Origin of the sequence: Brucella tritici (genome assembly GCF_008932285.1) — a bacterium.
GTDB lineage: Bacteria > Pseudomonadota > Alphaproteobacteria > Rhizobiales > Rhizobiaceae > Brucella > Brucella tritici.
Window position 1 is genome coordinate 578,906 of record NZ_WBVY01000004.1, and the last position, 19,861, is coordinate 598,766.

Below are 19,861 nucleotides of genomic sequence, written 5' to 3' on the forward strand. Positions count from 1 at the left end.
TCTCATGGCAAACCCAGATCTGGCGTCAGGTTCACGATCCATCATTGACGAATTGAACGCCCGCCGTGAGCGCCGGGCGCCTTCGCCAGCCATGGAAGAACTCAACCGCACTTTGGCGAGCCTTGAAAAGCGCCTGATGGATCTCGAACAGGACGATGCCCCCGACATGCGCAATATTCTGCGCTCGGAACGTCAGCCGGTTCGCCATCCGGACGAAACAGTCACCGGCCTTGCCGAGATTGCCGAAAATCTGCGCCGCATGCGCGGAAGCCATGAAGAGCCGCAACAGAATTATGCATCAAGCGCCGAAGTCAGCTGGGCCAGCCGCGAGATGACCCGCATTCAGCGCGCCGCAAGCGAAGAAGGCTTTTCGCAGCGGATGAGCGACGACTTCGACCGTATCAGCGACAGCGTCCGCCTTCTCGCCCACCGCAGCAGCGAGGCCAATGCACAGGCGCTTCGCCGCCAGCTCGAAGAACTCAACCGCACGGTCCAGAGCCTTGCCCGCGAAGAAACCCTGCACCGTCTCAACAATCGCTGGGACCGCTTCGACGCGCGTTTCGAGGCATTCGAGCAGCGTCATAACGCCGTTGACCCGGCGCTCGATGCCATCGGTTCGCGGCTTGAGCAGGTGCGCGATGCTATCGGCACCCTGCCCCAGTCCAACCGCTTGAGCGCAATCGAAGATCGCATCGGCCAGCTCGCCAGTTCCATCGAGGAGTCGCTCAGCCCGCAACATGTGTCGTCGCTGGAGCAGAACCGCCTGCAGCAGATCGATGAGCGGCTGGACGAGATCAGCCGCGCCATCATTGCCACAAGCCGCGCCCAGCGCCCGGATCAGGATGGCGCACGCCGTCTGGAGCGCATCGAAAGCCGTCTGGCGGAGCTCGCAGAACAACTCGCCACTTCGGCAACGCAGCAGAATTCCGACACGCTTTATCGCAAGCTCGGCGAACTTTCCTCGCGCATCGACGGCCTTTCAGGCGGCTCAGCGCTGCCGGACGGCGTCATCGACCAGCTCGCACACCAGATCAACCTGCTTGCCAATCAGGTCGGCAAGGTTATGGAGAATCTCAGCCAGTCCGACTACCATGCCGTCGAGGCGCGCCTCGTAGCCATTGGCGAAAAGCTCGAAGCTGCCGAGCGCCGGGCCGAAGAGCCGCATCCTTCTGTTCTGGACACGATCGACCGTCGCTTTGCAGAACTGACCGAGCGTCTCGACACGCAATACGCCACGCAGCATGTCGACAACAGTGCGATCCACACGCTGGAAGGTCGTCTGGACGATCTCTCGCAGCAGATTTCGCTGGGTCTTCTTCAGGCGCCGACCTATGAAGGTCCGGGACTGGACATGAAGGCGATCCGCAGCCTTGAAGATCAGATCGCAAATATCGCCCATCATCTCGCGCAACCTGTAGCCGAGATCGCGGAACTGAAGCCGCGTCTCGATTCTATCGAACGTTCCATCGCATCCAATCGCGAAACAGTGCTGGATGCAGCGCGTGAAGCTGCCGAAAGTGCAGTCGCGCGTGTTCTGCAGCATGGATCGCATGGCGACAGCGTGATCGCCCGGCAACTCGCCGACGACATGAAATCGCTGGAAGCCCTGGCGCGTAATTCCGACGAGCGCAACGGCAAGACATTCGAGACCGTCCACGACACATTGGTCAAGATCGTTGACCGTCTGGCCAGGCTTGAGCAGGACGTGGCGGGTAAATCAGACACGCCGGACGCTGAAAATCCGGTCTTCACCAGCCCCAACGCCGGATCACCGCGCCCATCGACGCCGCGTTCACCGGCGGCCGCAGCCGCCGAAGCAGCTTTTGCAACCGTTCAGAGCGAAGCCGGTCCCGCCGATATGCAGTTAGCTGAATCGGCTGGCAAGTCATCGCTTTTCGGCGGCTTTGCCAAGGCGATACGTGGTCGCCGCGCCGACAAGTCTGTCGGAAAGAGCGACGAAACGCTCGAAGCCAGCGCTTTCGACACGACGCTTGATGCACCAGCCTTTGAAAGTGATCTTGCCGCCATTGAGCCGATCACCCGCGAAGAACCGGAGCTGGAGACGATCCCGTCCCCTCGCCCTCAAGGCGAAGGCATGCCGGATCTCAATTCGATTATGAAGCGGGTGCGCGAAGAGCGTCGCCAGCGCGAAGATGCTGCCGATGCAGCCCTTGCCGCCAATGGCAAGGTGGACTTCATCACAGCAGCCCGGCGTGCCGCCCAGCTTGCCGCCGCCGAATCCGAACAGCTTCAGAAAGGCGCGACCAAGCGCACCGGCAAGAAGAAGTCGTCAGTCGGCGATATGATCCAGCGTCAGCGCAAGCCGATCCTGATGGCAATCGGTGCCGTGATGATTGCCATGGCCGGTTTGCAGATCGGCTCCGCCTTCCTGAACCGTGATGAGCCGGTGGAAACGGCAATCGATACAGTACCGCCGCAGATCGACACCACTGCAACCGAAAACACGCCTGCACCAGCCGACGAAATCGCCGCGAAGATCGCATCGGACACGACACCCGCGCTCGAGCAGTCCGCCCCCGCAACAGTGCCTCCGGTTACGGAACCGCGCTCGGAGAAAGTTGTACAGGAAGAAACCCCGGCACCAGCAGATGAACAGCAGGCAGCGGTTGAAATCCCGACACAGGTTGAACAGCCTGCCGCAACGGCCGCCAATCCGGTGAAACCCGTTGAAACGGCGGCATCGGCCGAACCTGCCGCACAGCCTCAGACGGCCATTCCGCCTGTACCGGAAGAAGCCGGTCCGGCAGCGCTTCGCGAGGCTGCGGCCAAGGGCGATGCTCGTGCGCTCTTCGAGGTCGGCAATCGCTATATGGAAGGTCGCGGCGTTGCCGCCGACTTTGCCAAGGCGGCGAAATGGTACGAAATCTCTGCCGGTCAGGGCTTTGCACCCGCGCAATATCGTCTCGGCAACTTCAACGAGAAGGGCCTTGGCATGTCCCGCGATCTGGAAAAGGCCAAGACCTGGTACCAGCTCTCGGCTCAGCAGGGCAACGCCAGCGCGATGCACAATCTCGCCGTCCTTTTCGCAACCGGCGCCAATGGCAACCCGGACAATGCCTCCGCCGTGCGCTGGTTCACCGATGCTGCCGAACTCGGCGTGAAGGACAGCCAGTTCAATCTCGGCATCCTTGCGGCCAAGGGACTGGGCATGCCGGTCAATCTGGAAGAAAGCTACAAGTGGTTCTCGCTCGCCGCCAATGCCGGCGACAAGGATGCCGCCGACAAGCGTGACCAGATTGCGAAGGCAATGAAGCCGGAACAGCTTGAACGCGCCAAGGATTTGGTCAAGCTCTGGAAGGCCAAGCCGCTCGATGAGGCGACCAACTCCATTGACGTCCCGGATGCATGGGCGGAAAACAAGCCACTCACCACCGGCTCGGTGGATATGAAGAAGGCTGTTCGCAACATCCAGCTTATTCTCCAGAAGAACGGCTACGATGTCGGCACTGCCGATGGATTGATGGGCGGCAAGACCCGCGCCGCGATTGCTGCCTTCCAGAAGGCAAACGGACAGACGCCCACCGGCGACGTTGACCAGAAACTGGTTCAGCTTCTTCTTGAGAAGAATAAATAACGCATTGAAGCAACTTGGATTTCGAAGGGCAGCATGTGCTGCCCTTTCTCGTTTCAATCACAGGCGTCTGAAAAAAGTGACAGGTTGAATCGACTCGTCGAGGCTTATTATCTACCGCCTATCAACGAGGGGATAGACGATGCTCTTGCACGTAAACAACGACATGGAAAACGGGATCATTGCGAAGATTCCCCTCGCGCTCGACAAGGATATCAAAAATTTCCAGGGGGATGCGATCGACTTCGAGATTTCATCCGGCGACAAGCAGCTTATCCCGGCGGAGGATATTCATCCCTACAAATCCATTTTCAAAGTCCTATCCGGCAGTTTCGAGCTGAAGAACATCTTCATAGCCGTATCGTTCAATGCGAATTTTACAACACCAGATGGCAAAAAGACCTGTCTGACACGGTCCAATCCCATGGAAGAATGGAATGCAATGAATGGCAGTTACTATGCCGAAAGCATGAACTGCTTCGGTTTCAAGTCCAGCAGCCGCTTTGCTGGAAACTTCAGCGTGAACCTGACCAACCCCTATCTTTATGTCATCAAAAACGGCAGCCTGACCGACAGTAAAATGTCCGACAACATTTCAATCCGTGCGCAGTTTTACCCGTCGTCTGGCTATTCCGTCATCACACCGAAAGAAGATATCAATATTATCATCAGTAATCGCCAGAACGCTACCGACTGAGCCACAGTGCATCGCGGCCAGTATGCGCCCATATATTTCCTATATATTTTATGGGATTATGCCAGAAATAACGGTTTTCAGCACTCTTCAGAGCTCTTTTTGTTGTTCTTAAACAACACCCCGCATTTTTCCTCAAATAGAGTTCCGCGAGATAAGTTTATCGGCAATCGGCGTTTGACTTCGCGGCGGCGACAGAGCAAGACATTATGAGGAGTGGCAGGGCTGAAACTCACATGTGGAGTTAAGCCTAACTACTTGTTTTCATGCATTTCCGTACGCAAAACAGTTTCATAATTTTGCCGGAGATGTTTTAGTAGGGTGCAACATCTTGCGGAGAAGCGCGACCGCAAGCAGCTGTGTGTCATGCGTTGGTGAAAGCCGGGTTCGGAATTGGGTATTTACCTTCCCATTGCGGAATTGTCGGTCAACATGCTGGTTCTTCTCGGCATGGGCGCCGCCGTGGGTTTTCTCTCCGGATTGTTCGGCGTCGGCGGCGGTTTTCTGATAACGCCGCTTTTGATCTTTTATAATATTCCACCTGCAATCGCGGTCGCCACCGGCGCCAATCAGGTCATAGCCTCGTCGGTTTCCGGCGCGCTGGCGCATTTCAAGCGTCGAACGCTCGATATCAAGCTCGGCCTGTTTCTCGTGGCGGGTGGCATATTGGGTTCTCTCGTCGGTATCTTCGTGTTCTCGTGGCTGCGCGATCTAGGCCAGTTGGACCTTATCGTCTCGATACTCTACGTCTTCTTTCTCGGCACCGTTGGCGGCTTGATGCTGGTGGAAAGCCTGCGAGCGCTCCGCCGCGTGAAAAAGGGCCAGGCCGGCGCCGTGCGACGGTCCGGCCAGCACACGTGGATACACCGACTGCCATTCAAGATGCGGTTTCGCGCCTCGACCATCTATGTCAGCATCATTCCGGTTCTCGGCATCGGATTCTTCATCGGTCTTTTGTCATCGGTAATGGGTGTCGGCGGCGGCTTCATCATGGTTCCGGCGCTCATCTATCTGTTGCATGTTCCGACCAATGTGGTTGTCGGAACCTCATTGTTTCAGATCACCTTTGTCACTGCGGTCACGACCGTTCTGCAGGCAACGACCAACCAGTCCATCGACATCGTGCTCGCCTTCCTGCTGATGGTCGGCGGCGTTATCGGCGCTCAATATGGCGCACGCGCAGGACAAAAGCTGCGCGGCGAACAGTTGCGGCTTTTGCTGGCGCTTCTCGTGCTCGCCGTTGGCCTGCGTCTCGCCTTTGGCCTGTTCGTGCGGCCCGACAATCTGTTTTCCATTTCAATTGCGGATATCTGACATGCGGAGCCTTACGCTTTCCTCCGCATTGATGTTCCTTCTGATGACGGGAAGTACTCTGGCGCAGGTCGATTCCAGCGGCAACGGCAACACGGTTCCGCAATTGCAGAACCCCGCCGACGAAACCATCGAGATCGGGCTTTCAACGGAAACCATCGCCATCACATCGAATTTCGGCGGCACTGATCTCACCATATTCGGTGCGCTCGACAATGCCGATCCGATGGTCCAGCGACAGGGTCGTTACGATATCATCGTCGTGCTGCAAGGCCCCTCACGCGATCTCGTGGTGCGCAAGAAGGACCGTTATCTCGGAGTCTGGGTGAATGCGGATTCGCAAACCTTCATGGGCGTCCCGCTCTCCTATTCGCTCGCCTCTACCCGCAATCTACAGGACATTGCCGAGGAAAAAATCTACCGGCAACTTTCGGTGGGCGTGCGCAACTTCTATCTCGTCCCGGAAGATCCGGGTAGTCTGTCGGGCAACATCCCGACATTCGGCAACGAATTGCGTGAGATGAAAATTCGCCAGGGCCTCTATACGCAGCGCATTGGGGGCGTGGAGTTCATTTCCCGCACCTTGTTTCGCGCCACGTTGAACCTGCCCGCGAACGTGCCGGTCGGGCGCCATAAGGCCCGCGCTCTTCTGTTCCGCAACGGTGTTTTTCTGCGTGAAGCCAATGCCAGTCTTGAAATCGTCAAGGCCGGTTTTGAACAGAGCATCTACAACGCCGCCCACCAGAACAGCTTTCTCTACGGCCTGTTCGCCGTTTTCCTTGCTGTCTTCACCGGCTGGTTCGGGCGCATTCTGTTCCGCAGGGATTAACCACCGTAAAGCGCACCGCGCGCTATCGGGTAGACCTTGCCCTGCCCCAGCATATAGGCACGCAGGCTCTCGTCGGCGAACAGCCCCCGAAAAGCACGATCCAGAATATTCAGCGCACCCGTATAGGCACCAAAAGCAGGCATGATGAGCCTTTCGCCGTCGCTTACAAAACAGGGGCGGCGCACCGACCGTCCCCGTCGCACGATGCGGGCCGCCGGATGAAGATGGCCTGCAATCTCGCCCTGCCCGGCCTTGCGCGATGGTTCATGCCGGAAGGTAAGCGGTCCGATTGCCAGTTCCTCCACACAATCGCCCGGCAGGTCCACCGGGCGATCCGGATCGTGATTGCCGGTAATCCAGAACCAGTCGCGATGCTCCATCAGCGATTTCAGCCGGATGGCATAAAGCGAAGGCAGGCGCTCGCTGGCCGTCGCATCGTGAAAACTGTCACCGAGGCTGATGACAGTTCGCGGCTGATAGCGCGCAATTGCCAGCGCCAGCATGTCGAGCGTCGCTGCTGTGTCATAAGGCGGGATGAGCTGGCCGCGCCGGGCAAAGGATGAGCCTTTTTCCAGATGCAGGTCGGAAACGATGAGCATATGCAGATCGGGCAGGAACAGTGCGCCGGATGGATCGCACACAGCCGCAACGCCACGCACTTCCGCATGGGCCAGACTGTAGGCCTCTCCGTTGCCCCACACCGCAGTCTTCATTGCATGGCCTCTCTGATCAGGTCGTCTGCGGCCTCTTCAAGCAGCATTTCATCACCATCGCCTGCCACACGCTCACGCCCGATTTCGAGCATCACAGGCAGCGCCAGCGGAGAAATCCTGTCGAGCGGCTTGTGCAGCAGATGACCTTTCACCCGCGCCAGCATGTCGCCAAGGCGCTTGATATCAAGCAGCCCTGTCGCAGCATCCGCGCGCGTCGCCTGCAACAATATATGGTCAGGCTCATGGGTCCGCAGCACGTCATAGATCAGGTCGGTGGAAACCGTAACCTGACGGCCTGTTTTCTCCTGTCCCGGATGACGGCGCTCGATAAGCCCTGAAATCACGGCACAATTGCGGAAAGTGCGTTTCAACAGGTAACTTTCATCGAGCCAGGCTTCGAGATCGTCCCCCAGCATATCTTCATCGAATAGCCGGGTGAGATTGAGCTTTCCGGTGCCGATCAGCGCGCCCATATCCTTGAGGCCCCAAAGCCCCAGCGAATAATCGGTAGCGACAAAGCCAAGCGGATGCGCGCCCATGCGTTCCAGACGGCGCGTCAGCAACATGCCGAGCGTTTGATGCGCCAGCCTGCCCTCGAACGGATAGGCGACCATGTAGAAGCGATTGCCGCGCGGAAAGGTTTCGATCAGCAGCTCATCCGTTGCAGGCAGCACGGATTTCCATTGCTGCACTTCAAGCCACTCCCGCACCTGTTGCGGCAAAAACTGCCAGCGCGTGCGGTCGGCAAGCATGGCGCGCACCTGCGCGGCGAGATAGGTGGAAAGCGGAAACTTGCCGCCTGCATAGACAGGAATTTTGGCATCCTGCCCGGCAGCATTGGAGGCGATGCATTCGTTTTCACGGATGCCTTCAAACCGCAGCACCTTTCCGGCAAAAAGGAACGTGTCGCCAGCCGTCAGCGTTTCAAGGAAATATTCTTCGATCCGCCCCAGAACACGTCCGCCACGCGCATTTCCGCCCTTGCCGCTACGAGTAAGCCGCACATTCAGCTCTGGCGCTTCAACAATCGTGCCGATGTTGAGCCTATATTGCTGCGCGATGCGCGGATTGGACACCCGCCACGTGCCGTCCACAGTCTTGCGGATTTTCGCGAACCGCTCATAGGTCTTGAGCGCGTAGCCGCCGGTCGCCACGAAATCCAGAATACGGTCGAACGTGTCTCGCGGAAGGTTCGAATAGGGCGCCGCACTCTGCACCTCACGATAAAGCTGATCGGCGTTGAAAGGCTCGGCACAGGCCATGCCAAGCACGTGTTGCGCCAGCACATCCAGCGCCCCGTCGATCAGGGGTGGCGTATCCTGCGCGCCCAGATAATTGGCGTCGAGTGCGGCACGGCACTCCATCACCTCGAAGCGATTGGCGGGCACCAGAATGGCCCGGCTTGGCTCGTCCATGCGGTGATTGGCGCGGCCGATGCGCTGAGCAAGGCGGCTCGCCCCCTTCGGCGCGCCGACATGAATGACCAGATCGACATCGCCCCAGTCGATCCCGAGATCAAGTGTCGAGGTCGCGACCACAGCCCGCAATGTGTTGGCAGCCATGGCTTGCTCGACCTTGCGGCGCTGGCTGGCATCAAGCGAGCCATGATGCAGCGCAATCGGCAGCGTGTCCTCATTGACCCGCCAGAGTTCCTGAAAAAGCATCTCTGCCTGACTGCGCGTATTGACGAACAGGAGCGTCGTCTTGTGCTGGCGGATCGCCTCGTAAATGTCAGGGATAGCATAGCGGGACGAATGGCCAGACCACGGTACCCGCTCATCGGAATCGAGAATGCTTATTTCCGGCTTGGCGCCGCCATCCACCGTCACAAGACCGGCCATCGGCCCGGTGGCGTCCTGTTCCACCAGCCAGCGGCGCAGTTCATCGGGCTCAGCCACCGTGGCGGAAAGGCCGATGGTCTGCAATTGCGGTTGCAAGCGGCGCAACCGTGCCAGCCCCAGCGCCAGAAGGTGTCCGCGCTTGGAAATCACCAGCGAATGCAATTCGTCCAGCACCACATAGCGCAGCCCCTTGAAGAACTGTTCCGCACCTTTGGATGCGATCAACAGTGCAAGCTGCTCTGGCGTGGTCAGCAGAATATCCGGCGGTGCCAGCTTCTGCCGCTGGCGTTTGTGCGCAGGCGTATCGCCGGTCCGGGTCTCGATTGAGATGTCGAGACCCATTTCCTCGACCGGCACCGTCAGATTGCGATGAATATCGACGGCCAGAGCCTTCAGGGGCGAGATATAAAGCGTATGCACGCCGCGCTTCGCCAAGCCGGGCTTTAAGCGCCCACGTTTTTCCAAATCCACCAACGCCGGCAGAAACCCGGCCAGCGTTTTACCCGCCCCGGTGGGCGCGATCAGAAGCGTAGACTGTCCCTGTTCGGCACGGGCCAGAAGCTCAAGCTGATGCGCGCGCGGCGACCAGCCCTTGGCCGCAAACCATTCAAGAAAACGGTCCGGCAAGGGAAAAGCGGCAGAAGCAGCAGCGGGTTTCAGGTTCAGTGTCACGCCGTCAATCTAATCGCAGCAAGGCAAGCCGCCAAGATGTTTGTTCACTTTTGTTCTCATTTTGTCAGCAGATGCAAGCTCCCTCTCTTTTCGGCGCGAACTTCGTGACCTATCTTGAAACCATGCGTTTCAACCAGCTTCTCTGCTCCTCTCCCAAAGGCCTTTATTGCCCGCCCGGTGATTTCTACATCGACCCCGTGCGTCCGGTGGAACGCGCACTCATCACCCACGGGCATTCCGATCATGCCCGCTCTGGCCACACCCATGTGCTGGCAACGCCCGAAACGCTCGACATCATGGCGCTGCGCTATGGAGCAAATTTCGCCGAAACCACGCAACCCATAAACCTCGGTGAAACGCTGACTATCAACGGTGTACGGGTCAGTTTTCATGGCGCAGGCCATGTGCTCGGCTCAGCCCAGATTGCGGTTGAAAAAGATGGAATCCGCATTGTCGCTTCGGGCGATTACAAGCGCGCAACCGATCCAACATGCGCGCCCTTTGAGCCTGTCGCCTGTGACGTCTTCATCACCGAAGCAACCTTTGCGCTGCCGGTATTTCGTCACCCTAATGCGTCACACGAGATCGCAACGCTTCTCAAATCAACCCGGCAATTTCCCGAACGCGCACATCTCGTCGGTGCCTATTCACTGGGCAAGGCACAGCGAGTAATCAAACTCATACGCAATGCTGGCTACTCGGAACCGATCTATATTCACGGCGCACTGGAAAAGATCTGCGATTATTATCAATCGCAAGGCATCAATCTTGGTCCTCTGGAACCAGCCACTCTGGAACGTGACGAAGCGCAGCCGGATTTTGCAGGCAAGATCATCGTCGGTCCTCCATCGGCTTTCTCCGACCGCTGGGCACGGCGTTTTCCCGATCCCATTTCGGCTTTCGCCTCCGGCTGGATGCGCATCCGCCAGCGCGCCAGACAACAGGGGGTAGAGCTGCCGCTCGTCATTTCCGACCACTGCGACTGGGATGAGCTGACGGCAACAATTACGGAAATTGCACCTGCCGAAGTGTGGGTCACGCATGGACGGGAAGAAGCGCTCGTTCGCTGGTGCGAGCTGCAGAACGTACCGGCAAAGCCGCTGCATCTCGTCGGCTATGAAGATGAGGGCGATTGATGCGCGCTTTCGCTGAACTTCTTGACCGGCTGGTTCTAACGCCGCAGCGTAACGGCAAGCTTCGTCTGCTTATTGACTATTTCCGCGCCACGCCCGACCCGGATCGCGGTCTGGCATTGGCGGCAATCACGCGCGATCTCGAACTGCAAAGTGTGAAACCCGCCATGCTGAGGGCGCTGATAACCGAGCGCAGCGATCCCACGCTCTTTGCCTATTCCTATGATTATGTGGGAGACCTCGCCGAAACGATTTCGCTTATCTGGCCCGGTCCGAGCGAAACCGCGCCCGGCGCAAATCTGCCACTTGGGATCGTGGTGCACGAATTGCAGAATGCTTCGCGTCGCGAAGGCCCGATGCTCGTGGCAGGATGGCTCGATCTGCTCGGCATTTCTGAACGCTACGCGCTGTTAAAGCTCGTTACAGGCGGTTTGCGCGTCGGGGTTTCAGCCCGTCTGGCCAAACAGGCTCTTGCCGATTTCGGCAGCGTCAACGTCGTGGAAATCGAGGAACTCTGGCACGGCCAGTCACCGCCCTATGAGGCGCTTTTCGCCTGGCTGGAAGGCAGAGGCGAAAAACCTGCGGCCACCGCCGCCGCACCGTTTCGCCCAGTCATGCTGGCGACGGCGCTTGATGAATCCGAAATCCCCTTGCTCGATGCATCCGCTTACAGCGCCGAGTGGAAATGGGACGGTATTCGGGTGCAGGCCGTCTCGGAAAACGGCGTGCGCCGTCTCTATTCACGCACCGGTGACGATATTTCCGGCGCATTCCCCGATATTCTGGAAGCTATGGATTTCGAAGGTGCAATCGACGGCGAACTACTCGTTGGTCATCACGGCGAAACCGGCATAGAAACAGCCACTTTTTCCGATCTCCAGCAACGACTGAACCGCAAGACCGTGAGCGCGAAGCAATTACGAGATTATCCGGCTTTCGTGCGAGCCTATGATCTGTTGCAGGAAGGAAACCAGCAAACGGGCAGCGATTTGCGCACGTTGCCTTTTTCAGAGCGCCGCGCCCGCCTGCAAAATTTCGTCGCCAAGCTCGATCCGCGCCGCTTTGATCTCTCGCCCGTCCTGCCCTTTGGCGACTTTCAGGAACTGGCAGAGTTTCGCTCCAATCCGCCCCATCCCGTCATCGAAGGCGTGATGCTGAAGCGTCACGACAGCCCCTATCTGCCCGGACGCCCCAAGGGGCCATGGTTCAAGTGGAAGCGCGATCCCTTCACCGTCGACGCCGTGATCGTCTATGCCCAGCGTGGGCACGGCAAGCGCTCCAGCTATTATTCAGATTTCACCTTTGCCGTCTGGACGGGACCGGAAGACGAGCCGGTGCTGGTGCCGGTCGGCAAGGCCTATTTCGGCTTTACGGACGAAGAACTGAAATTGCTGGACAAGTTTGTGCGCGAGAATACCACCGAACGCTTCGGGCCGGTGCGGTCGGTACGTGCCGAGCCGGATCACGGCCTTGTGGTGGAGGTGGCTTTTGAGGGGCTCAACCGCTCTACACGTCATAAATCCGGCGTCGCCATGCGCTTTCCGCGGTTTTCACGACTACGCTGGGACAAGCCGCCCCGCGAAGCGGACCGGCTTGAAATGCTGGAAAAGCTGCTGACCTGATTAGAGCGCCTTTCAATCTGATGGAATCAGATTGAAAGGCGCTCTAATCTCTTGTTTTTACGCGCATCTTATCCGAAAACCGTTTCACACTTTTCGGGATGCGCTCTAATCAGCAGCCGTCGAAACGCGAATTTCGTAGATGTTGACCGGCTTGCCGGAACCGCTCAAATCCGAATTGACCGTGATGGTACCTGCGCGACCTGCCTTCTGGCCGGACGGAATATCCATATCGAACAGGAAGTCGCTTGCGGAATCGCGAACGTCGTAGCGCCTGCGCCCGCAATCGCCAAGTCCCCCGAAATCGCAATTGACCGACATCTGGGTCATTTTGCCGTCGTCAGCGCGTGCCACAATGTCGAAGGTCGCCTTCTTGCCTTCAAGCTGGTTCAAAATACCTTCGCCCACATCGAATGTGACCGTATCTTCAGCACCGGAAGACTGGATGCGGGCAAAACTGCGCGTGCCTTCCTGTTTGATTTCAGCCGTCGCACGTCCTTTGACCGACATGCGTGTCGCCTCGGACGGCTGGAAGATGGTGATCCACTTCAGCCCGCCTGGCTCCTCGCCTTCCTTCAAGGGCGCAATATTGCCATCGCTATGCAGCGGATTGTTCGTCGGCCCACGGCTCAGATCGATAAAGCTGTTATAGAGCGAGTAACCGATGAAAGCGGCGACAGCCAGCACAAGTGCCGGAATGCCATAGCTGTAGAAAGGCGAATGGCGTTTCTTCTTCCTACGGTCCTTGCGCGACACACCGCCCTCATAGCCAAGGTCGGCGCTGCTGCGCTTCTTCTGCCGCGAGGTCGCACGAATATCGCCGGTGTCGAGTGCTGGCGATGCTTCTTCCGTCCTGCCACCAAGGATAGGGTCTTCCCTGTGCGGAGCGTCGAGCGACGGCTCGCGACGGTCGTTCGCCTCGCCGCCCGTCTTGAATTCTTCTTCGATCCGGGAAATAGCGTCCTTCAGCTTCTGCCGGCGCTGTTCCTTCTGCGCATCGCTGAGTGCTGTATTTGCCGTAAGAGCGCGCTCATGCGCACCCCAGGCGGATTCGTAGATTCGCTGGCGGGTCGCCGGATTATGCGCATCCGCCTTGGCAAATGCATTCCTGATCGCGCGCTCAATACTTTCCAAAGGCTGCTCTTCCCTTGTTCGTTCTTCCCGCCATTTCGTCACGCCCTCAACAAGAGCAAGCGGTCCCCGATACAGACGATTTCATAAGCCTCAGCGAAATTAACGTCTGAATCAAGGCATTTACCTGTTCATCACCCGCTTTGACTAGCCGATAAGCATGTTGGAGACACCAAATATTAACTCTGACTACGGTTTTCCCCCGTCCGTATAGTTTTACAGGACCGAACTGCCCCCATTGCAGGTGGGCGAAACATCCTGAAGTATAGCGGCGATTCCCTTTGGGCACTGCATTTCGATCGCAACCGCATCCCTGTGTGTGGAAATACTGACATCCGTTGGTTTCGACGCCTCCCGTCGCAATTGTCGAAGGTAGCCAACGGCGACAGACATGCTCGCGCGCTTTTGATATTGCCGTTGGGCAAGGAGATGCTAGAACTGTTACGTTTACGGAAACGTCAATCACGGAGGACGATTGAACATGGCCTTGCCTGATATCCTGAAAAGCAGACTGCGCATCCCGGTGGTTGGTGCTCCCCTGTTCATCATTTCGCATCCGGCCCTGGTGATGGCGCAGTGCAAGGCAGGCGTCGTTGGTTCCTTTCCTGCGCTCAATGCCCGTCCTGAAGCACAGCTTGATGAGTGGCTGGCAGAGATCACGGAAGGGCTTGCCGCTTACGATAAGGCCAATCCGGATCGACCGTCCGCTCCTTTCGCGGTCAACCAGATCGTGCATCGTTCCAACAAGCGCCTTGAGCACGATCTCGGCCTTTGCGTGAAATACAAGGTGCCGATCGTCATTTCCTCGCTCGGGGCAGTACCGGAAGTGAACGCCGCGATCCATTCCTATGGCGGCATCGTCCTTCATGACGTCATCAACAATCGCCACGCCAATTCGGCAATCCGCAAGGGTGCGGATGGTCTTATCGCCGTGGCTGCGGGTGCCGGTGGTCATGCGGGTTCCCTGTCACCCTTCGCGCTCGTGCAGGAAATCCGTTCCTGGTTTGATGGCCCCCTGCTCCTTTCGGGTGCCATCGCCAATGGCGGTTCCATCCTTGCGGCACAGGCCATGGGCGCTGATCTCGCTTATATCGGCTCCCCCTTCATCGCCACGGCCGAAGCGCGCGCAACCGATGCTTATAAGCAGATGATCGTCGACTCGAATTCATCCGACATCGTCTATTCCAATTACTTCACCGGCATCGCAGGCAACTACCTGAAGCCATCCATCGCCAATTCGGGACTCGACCCGGATAACCTTCCGGAAGCCGACCCCTCCAAGATGGACTTCGAGACCACGCAACAGGAAGGCGCCAAGGCCTGGAAGGATATCTGGGGCTGCGGCCAGGGCATCGGTGCGATCCATGAAGTGGCACCCGCTGGACAATTGATCGACCGGCTGGAGCGCGAATATAAGGACGCTCGCCAGCGTCTTTGCGCGGGCGCCTGATTCTGCGACGGTCACGGGACTGCGCCAGCTCGACGGCTGGCTCGGTTCTCATACTTTCCGACCCTCACCGCTTGCACCGTGCAAAACAGGTTTGGTGCAGCCTTGTCGGGCGCTCACGATGTGCATCTTGTGAGCGCTTTTGAACAAACATCGAGATTGTTTGATTTGGCCCTTGCTTTCCTCCATGCTTTTGTTTATCAGCGCACCGTCCAGCCGGAAACGGATGGCTTCCTTCGGGAAATTGGAACGCAATGTTCCGGGCCGCTTTAGCTCAGTTGGTAGAGCACATCATTCGTAATGATGGGGTCGCGTGTTCGAGTCACGCAAGCGGCACCAGTAAAATCAAGCACTTAGCACTTGATAAACAATCCAGCAAAAAACCTACTCACCACATACTCACAAGTGAGTAAGATCGCTATTTGTGAAACCAGCCCCAGATTTTAAGCGTGTTCTCGTACAGTGATGCGATGCCGACAATGATTGCCAGAACGGTTATCGCGAGCCACTTCACGACATGGCCCATGGTGCGGACGGTCGCATAAAACTTGATGGCGTCTTCCAGATTGTCGATATCGTCTTCGTCCAGCTTGGAAAGAAAATCCTTCGTTCGCTCTGGAAGCTCGACCATGCGGTTAACGGTTGGTGCATCGTTGTCCATTGGCGTCATGCCTTCCACCCGCAAAGCTTCGCACCCTTCTCATTGTGAGAAAGCATCGCTGATACCTCCCGATCAGTCATAGCAGCCAGAGCGGCAGGCGAAGGGCGCATAGGGGCCGATACCAGACAGAATGAACCTTGCGGGCTGGCGCAAGCTGACAGGATGCAAAATGCCGCCAGTGCAATTACCTTGACCATTTCGACAGCCTTTCGCGGTTCTGCTGCGGATCGCGGCCCGCAATGGCCGCGTCAATCTCATCGGCAACAGATCGAGCAGCAGAGTTTTCATCTTTCTGCCGGGTCTTTTCAGCGCCTTTGCCGTCTGCCCGGCCCTTCAGGTACAGACCGAGCGCCCCGGCAATGGCGAGCCCAATGTAGGCCACCCATCCATTCGAAGCGGCGATAAGGCCAAGAATTGCTTCAAGCATGGTCTGTTTCTCCTACCTTGTATCGCAGAAGCCGGGCTTTCTTGTTGATCCGGTGGCGGTCGTAGAGCCACCAGACAAACACGATGCCATTCACGATGACGCCTATCAGGGCATCGGCTGCGCCGTCATCCAGCCAGCCGCGCGCAATCAACATGCCGCCAACAACCTGAAGGATTTGGCGGATGATTGGGATAAGAAGGGCGATATCCATTACTTACCCCCGCCGAACAACGCAGCGATGGCTGCAAACATGAAAGCCCAAAAGCCAGTTGAGGGAGGGGCGTTAACACTGGGACGGACTTTTGGCGCAGTTGAAGGCTCAAGCGAAACCGGCTGACTGATCGCCTCGCCATAACCTTCAGCCTTCAGTAGCGTGTTGTATTGTGATGCGTACCCGGCAATCTCACCCGCCTTATCCGTTCCGTTTACAATCCGGCGTGCCCCGACAAATTCAGACTTTTGCAAGGTGATAAAATCGGACAGTTTTTTGCCGGTGAACCAGCCGTATTTCATGCCGAGGACTATGATTTTTGCTGCAATATCTTGATCTAGCGCCAAAGACGGGTTTGCAACAAGATCAACGCCGATTGCCTGCCCTGCCCTCTGATAATTCTCTTGGTGGGTAAGCTGTACGTATCCGCGCCCGAAAAAGCCGCTTGACCAGTAATCAGCCTTCACCCATGGCAGCTTTCCGGCCTTCCAAGATTTTGTAAGGATTTCCTTCGCCTTGGCGTCTGTGTTGGCCTTCGTCTCGCGCACAGGCTTAATCGTGAATGCCGTCTCGTGGTAGGCGGTCGCCAGCACATAGGCGAGTTGATTGCGCAAAAGCCCATACTTCGCGGCGGTTGCGATGATTAGGCGCGTATCGCCAAGATTGAGGTTCATGGGTATTCCTTCGCCAAATGAAAAAGCCGCCCCGAAGGACGGCTTGAGATTTTCATTTTAGAGACGAAAGACTGAGGCACTTGCAGTTGATGCCAGTTCAAAACAGTTGTCTGCGCACCCGGTAAAAGTGTATGACAATGAAAATCAAGTTGGGGTCGCCGTGCGGAAAAATCTTGTTGTGCAGGCATTGAGGGGAATTGCTGCAATATCTGTCGTGATTTTTCACGCCAGCTTACTTCTGGATGACCTGTCTACCGACGCCAAACAGTCGATTTTTGGCCCGCTCGCGCCATTCGGCGTTGATATCTTCTTTCTGATAAGCGGATACATTATTGCCGCGTCCGTAAGCCGATACCCAAGCGGCGGCACTTCGGCAGGTTTATTCCTAATGAAGCGCCTAATTCGCATCTGGCCACCTTACGCCATTGCCACCGCCATTTTCTGCGCGGCATACGCATTAAAAAACGGCACGGCACCGGTCTTCCCAGAGCTATTACGGAGTCTTGCATTCATACAATTATCTGACGAACCGCCGTATTATGGGTTCGCATCGCTCGTTGTCGGTTGGACGCTGAATTATGAAATGTTCTTCTATGTTGTGATGGCGCTCGTGTTGCTGTTGCCGCGCTGGCGATGGCAGGCAGCGATTGCAATTTTCCTCACAGCATTGGTGCTGATCCCGCTGACGATACAGCCGGGTCTTTCTATCTATCAACTGATAGATGCTGGACGTGCCGACGCAAACGCTTATGTCATCACAAACCCATTGTGCTGGCTGTTCGCACTTGGGGCACTCGTCCACTTCATCGAACAGCGCGGATTTTCTCTGCGCTCCAAAGCTGCAACGGCGCTTTTTACATCGGCTTCGATCTTCTTTCTGATCTACTGCTACGGTTCACCCGGAATGAACGGCCATGGTCTGACCGGTATGGGGTTGGCGGTTTTCCCGCTATTCATTGTCGCAGTTCTGGCGCGAAAGCAGATCGAACGGTACGTTCCCAAGTGGCTGGTTTTTTCTGGCGATATATCGTTCTCAGTATATCTTACGCACATCATAGTGTTGAGCATCGCAAAAGCTGCGCTCACACCGTTCGGCGTTACAGGATTATGGTTGATGATGAGCGCTATAGCCGCTTCTCTCACTGCTGGTGCGCTCTACTATTCCTTTATAGAGCGCCCATTGACACGTTGGCTGTCGTCTCGTGCTGCCGGGGCAGCGGCGGGCCGAATGGCAGCAGTCAGGTGAGCGACGGCGGTAAAGCCGCACCAGCCGCCCACATCGCGTCAATATCCTCTGGCGTCTTGCCAACCTCTGGGTCGGCACCCACATCATCAAAGAGAGGGTCAAGGCGGCTAAAGTTAGTTACGCTCTTGAATTTGTTTTTTGATATAGTCCGTTTCGGTTCCGGCCACTTATCGATTGCAGCGTTGATTTTATCGCGCAGGCCTAGTTCAAGATCAATAATGGTATCAACGCGCCACTTCTCTAAATTCGGCATTCTGGCGCGCTGTTCTTCCGGTGTAGGTTTAATAAAAGGAGCAATTTTGCCATAGTCACCCCTTAATGCACGCTCCCATATGAGCCTCCCATGGTGGGTGTCAGCACTATCACATGTTGTGAATGGAATAGCACCCAAAGGCTCAAGTTCTTCAAATAGCACAGAACAATCTAACATGGTATTGTTTGCATCCACCCAATGCAGATTAGATACGGAAATTACCGTTCTGTTGTGCCAATCATTTAAAACATCTTCAGATATATGGGTACCCATTGTTATGCCCTCCTTAAGAAAAGCGTAGTTCTTGCAGTCTGCGGACCAGCATCGCAGTATCCCATACTGTAATACGACCCCGTTGGGGGGCTTCCTGTTGATGAATTACCCCATGCAGATGACCATACAAGTTGACTACCCGCTATGGCTGTTCCCGGCGTCACTATTCCAGAACCCGTATAGTAAAAGAAGCCATAAGAGCCGAGGCTTCCCGGCACCTGATTTACAAGGAAATCTTGCGTGCGCTGATAGCTTCTTGTTTCTATCGTTGCATTCAAAGCGGCGATCTGAGTATTCAGATATTCACTCAGATAACCGCCCCATTGCGCACCGTTAATGTCGCCGGTTCCGCTTAGAAACGCTGTCCCATTTCCTGCATAAACAAGGCCAAAAGCAGTAAAACTGCCGTCCGTCTTAAATGATCCTATTTCAACTGAGCCCCACTTAATCTGAAACCCTAAGTTATTAGTATTGGTTATATTTGCCTGTAATGACCACTCTACAGCGCCACTGGGGCTGATAAATAAAAATCTTGGTACGTCCTTTTGAATGTACATGTTAGCCAAGCTAACAAGTTGTCCAGTCAGTGTGCCGCCGACAAGGCGAAGAAAGCGCAAATCCAGTGCAGCTTTGATATTGCCCCAAGTTGTTTTAAACATGGTAGAGCCGCCAGCGCCAACGCCAGCGAAGAAATCACCATCTTCAGGTGTTTCTTTACCGTTAGCGCCAGCGACAGCCGCCCCCACGCTTGCGGTATTGACGAGCGCCTTCACCTTGGACCAAAGCGACTTCTTCGGTTTGTTGCCGTCTTCGCTGTCAACTATAACAACGCTATCAGCGTCAACCGGAGTTTCCTTGGCTTCAAGTTCGCCTATAGCGTCCTTCGCCGCCTGCACACTCTCGGTTTTGCTGTAAACATCGAGATTTTCTCGTGCTTGCGTAGCGCTCTGCCCACCTGTGCCACCTGTCGATATTGGCCGGGCATTGTTCAGGTCTGAGGCAATATCCTCAAGCGGCACATTATGCTGTTGAGCTTCAATCGTTTCGCCGGTCACCGCCTCATAGACTGGCGGCAGCGAGTAAACGCCTTGTCCGTTGCGGGGCATTGGCTTCCTTCCAGATTAAATATCTGGA

17 protein-coding genes and 1 tRNA gene are annotated in these 19,861 nt (G+C 56.6%); 9 read left to right on the plus strand and 9 right to left on the minus strand.

What is annotated here, in order from left to right; translation table 11 throughout:
* The first annotated feature begins 4 nt into the window (after positions 1-4).
* From F9K94_RS17230 to F9K94_RS17245, 4 genes are all read left to right on the plus strand, one after another.
* Positions 5-3,595 (plus strand): SEL1-like repeat protein, encoded by a 3,591-nt coding sequence (locus F9K94_RS17230; RefSeq protein WP_151647180.1) that lies wholly within the window; start codon positions 5-7, stop codon positions 3,593-3,595.
* Positions 3,596-3,734: 139 nt separating this feature from the next.
* On the plus strand, positions 3,735-4,289 hold the full coding sequence (locus F9K94_RS17235) for a hypothetical protein (protein WP_151647182.1): 555 nt from the start codon (positions 3,735-3,737) through the stop codon (positions 4,287-4,289).
* 429 nt (positions 4,290-4,718) lie between these two features.
* Complete coding sequence (locus F9K94_RS17240) at positions 4,719-5,600, plus strand: sulfite exporter TauE/SafE family protein (protein ID WP_029926549.1); 882 nt, start codon at positions 4,719-4,721, stop codon at positions 5,598-5,600.
* 1 nt (position 5,601) lies between these two features.
* A complete protein-coding gene (locus tag F9K94_RS17245; protein WP_151647184.1) occupies positions 5,602-6,426 on the plus strand; it encodes a TIGR02186 family protein in 825 nt (274 codons plus the stop codon).
* On the opposite strand, the gene pdeM is transcribed toward F9K94_RS17245, so the two are convergent.
* Positions 6,423-7,139 carry a ligase-associated DNA damage response endonuclease PdeM gene (pdeM, locus tag F9K94_RS17250; protein ID WP_151647186.1) on the minus strand — a complete coding sequence of 239 codons (717 nt, stop codon included), beginning with the start codon at positions 7,137-7,139 and terminating at the stop codon, positions 6,423-6,425. The genes F9K94_RS17245 and pdeM overlap by 4 nt on opposite strands.
* A complete protein-coding gene (locus F9K94_RS17255; RefSeq protein ID WP_151647188.1) occupies positions 7,136-9,652 on the minus strand; it encodes a ligase-associated DNA damage response DEXH box helicase in 2,517 nt (838 codons plus the stop codon). Before F9K94_RS17255 ends, pdeM begins: the two co-directional genes overlap by 4 nt.
* 122 nt (positions 9,653-9,774) lie before the next feature.
* Between F9K94_RS17255 and F9K94_RS17260 the strand changes: the two genes are divergently transcribed.
* Positions 9,775-10,788, plus strand: coding sequence for a ligase-associated DNA damage response exonuclease (locus tag F9K94_RS17260; protein WP_151647190.1), 1,014 nt, complete (start codon positions 9,775-9,777; stop codon positions 10,786-10,788).
* Entirely contained in the window at positions 10,788-12,407 is a 1,620-nt protein-coding gene (locus F9K94_RS17265; protein WP_151647192.1) for a cisplatin damage response ATP-dependent DNA ligase, read from the plus strand. The genes F9K94_RS17260 and F9K94_RS17265 overlap by 1 nt, the downstream gene beginning before the upstream one ends.
* Positions 12,408-12,512: 105 nt before the next feature.
* Here F9K94_RS17265 and F9K94_RS17270 read toward each other — a convergent pair whose 3' ends face one another.
* Positions 12,513-13,538 carry a hypothetical protein gene (locus F9K94_RS17270; protein ID WP_061346898.1) on the minus strand — a complete coding sequence of 342 codons (1,026 nt, stop codon included), beginning with the start codon at positions 13,536-13,538 and terminating at the stop codon, positions 12,513-12,515.
* 478 nt (positions 13,539-14,016) lie between these two features.
* Between F9K94_RS17270 and F9K94_RS17275 the strand changes: the two genes are divergently transcribed.
* Positions 14,017-14,985 (plus strand): NAD(P)H-dependent flavin oxidoreductase, encoded by a 969-nt coding sequence (locus F9K94_RS17275; RefSeq protein ID WP_151647194.1) that lies wholly within the window; start codon positions 14,017-14,019, stop codon positions 14,983-14,985.
* 260 nt (positions 14,986-15,245) lie between these two features.
* Positions 15,246-15,321 (plus strand) — tRNA-Thr (locus tag F9K94_RS17280).
* Between the two features lie 79 nt (positions 15,322-15,400).
* Here the strand turns inward: F9K94_RS17280 and F9K94_RS17285 are convergent.
* The 4 genes from F9K94_RS17285 to F9K94_RS17305 form a co-directional block, all read right to left on the minus strand.
* Complete coding sequence (locus F9K94_RS17285; RefSeq protein WP_151647711.1) at positions 15,401-15,643, minus strand: hypothetical protein; 243 nt, start codon at positions 15,641-15,643, stop codon at positions 15,401-15,403.
* A gap of 184 nt (positions 15,644-15,827) precedes the next feature.
* Positions 15,828-16,070: a hypothetical protein gene (locus F9K94_RS17295; RefSeq protein ID WP_151647198.1), complete on the minus strand. Its 243-nt coding sequence runs from the start codon at positions 16,068-16,070 to the stop codon at positions 15,828-15,830.
* Entirely contained in the window at positions 16,063-16,281 is a 219-nt protein-coding gene (locus tag F9K94_RS17300) for a Pam3-gp28 family putative phage holin (protein ID WP_008936516.1), read from the minus strand. The genes F9K94_RS17295 and F9K94_RS17300 overlap by 8 nt, the downstream gene beginning before the upstream one ends.
* Positions 16,281-16,955 (minus strand): glycoside hydrolase family 19 protein, encoded by a 675-nt coding sequence (locus F9K94_RS17305; protein WP_151647200.1) that lies wholly within the window; start codon positions 16,953-16,955, stop codon positions 16,281-16,283. Before F9K94_RS17305 ends, F9K94_RS17300 begins: the two co-directional genes overlap by 1 nt.
* 127 nt (positions 16,956-17,082) lie before the next feature.
* Here F9K94_RS17305 and F9K94_RS17310 point away from each other — a divergent pair, with 127 nt between their 5' ends.
* Positions 17,083-18,201 (plus strand): acyltransferase family protein, encoded by a 1,119-nt coding sequence (locus tag F9K94_RS17310; protein WP_192799520.1) that lies wholly within the window; start codon positions 17,083-17,085, stop codon positions 18,199-18,201.
* Here the strand turns inward: F9K94_RS17310 and F9K94_RS17315 are convergent.
* Positions 18,194-18,727 carry a hypothetical protein gene (locus tag F9K94_RS17315; protein WP_151647204.1) on the minus strand — a complete coding sequence of 178 codons (534 nt, stop codon included), beginning with the start codon at positions 18,725-18,727 and terminating at the stop codon, positions 18,194-18,196. The genes F9K94_RS17310 and F9K94_RS17315 overlap by 8 nt on opposite strands.
* Before the next feature lie 2 nt (positions 18,728-18,729).
* Positions 18,730-19,833 carry a hypothetical protein gene (locus F9K94_RS17320; RefSeq protein WP_151647206.1) on the minus strand — a complete coding sequence of 368 codons (1,104 nt, stop codon included), beginning with the start codon at positions 19,831-19,833 and terminating at the stop codon, positions 18,730-18,732.
* Positions 19,834-19,861: the final 28 nt, after the last annotated feature.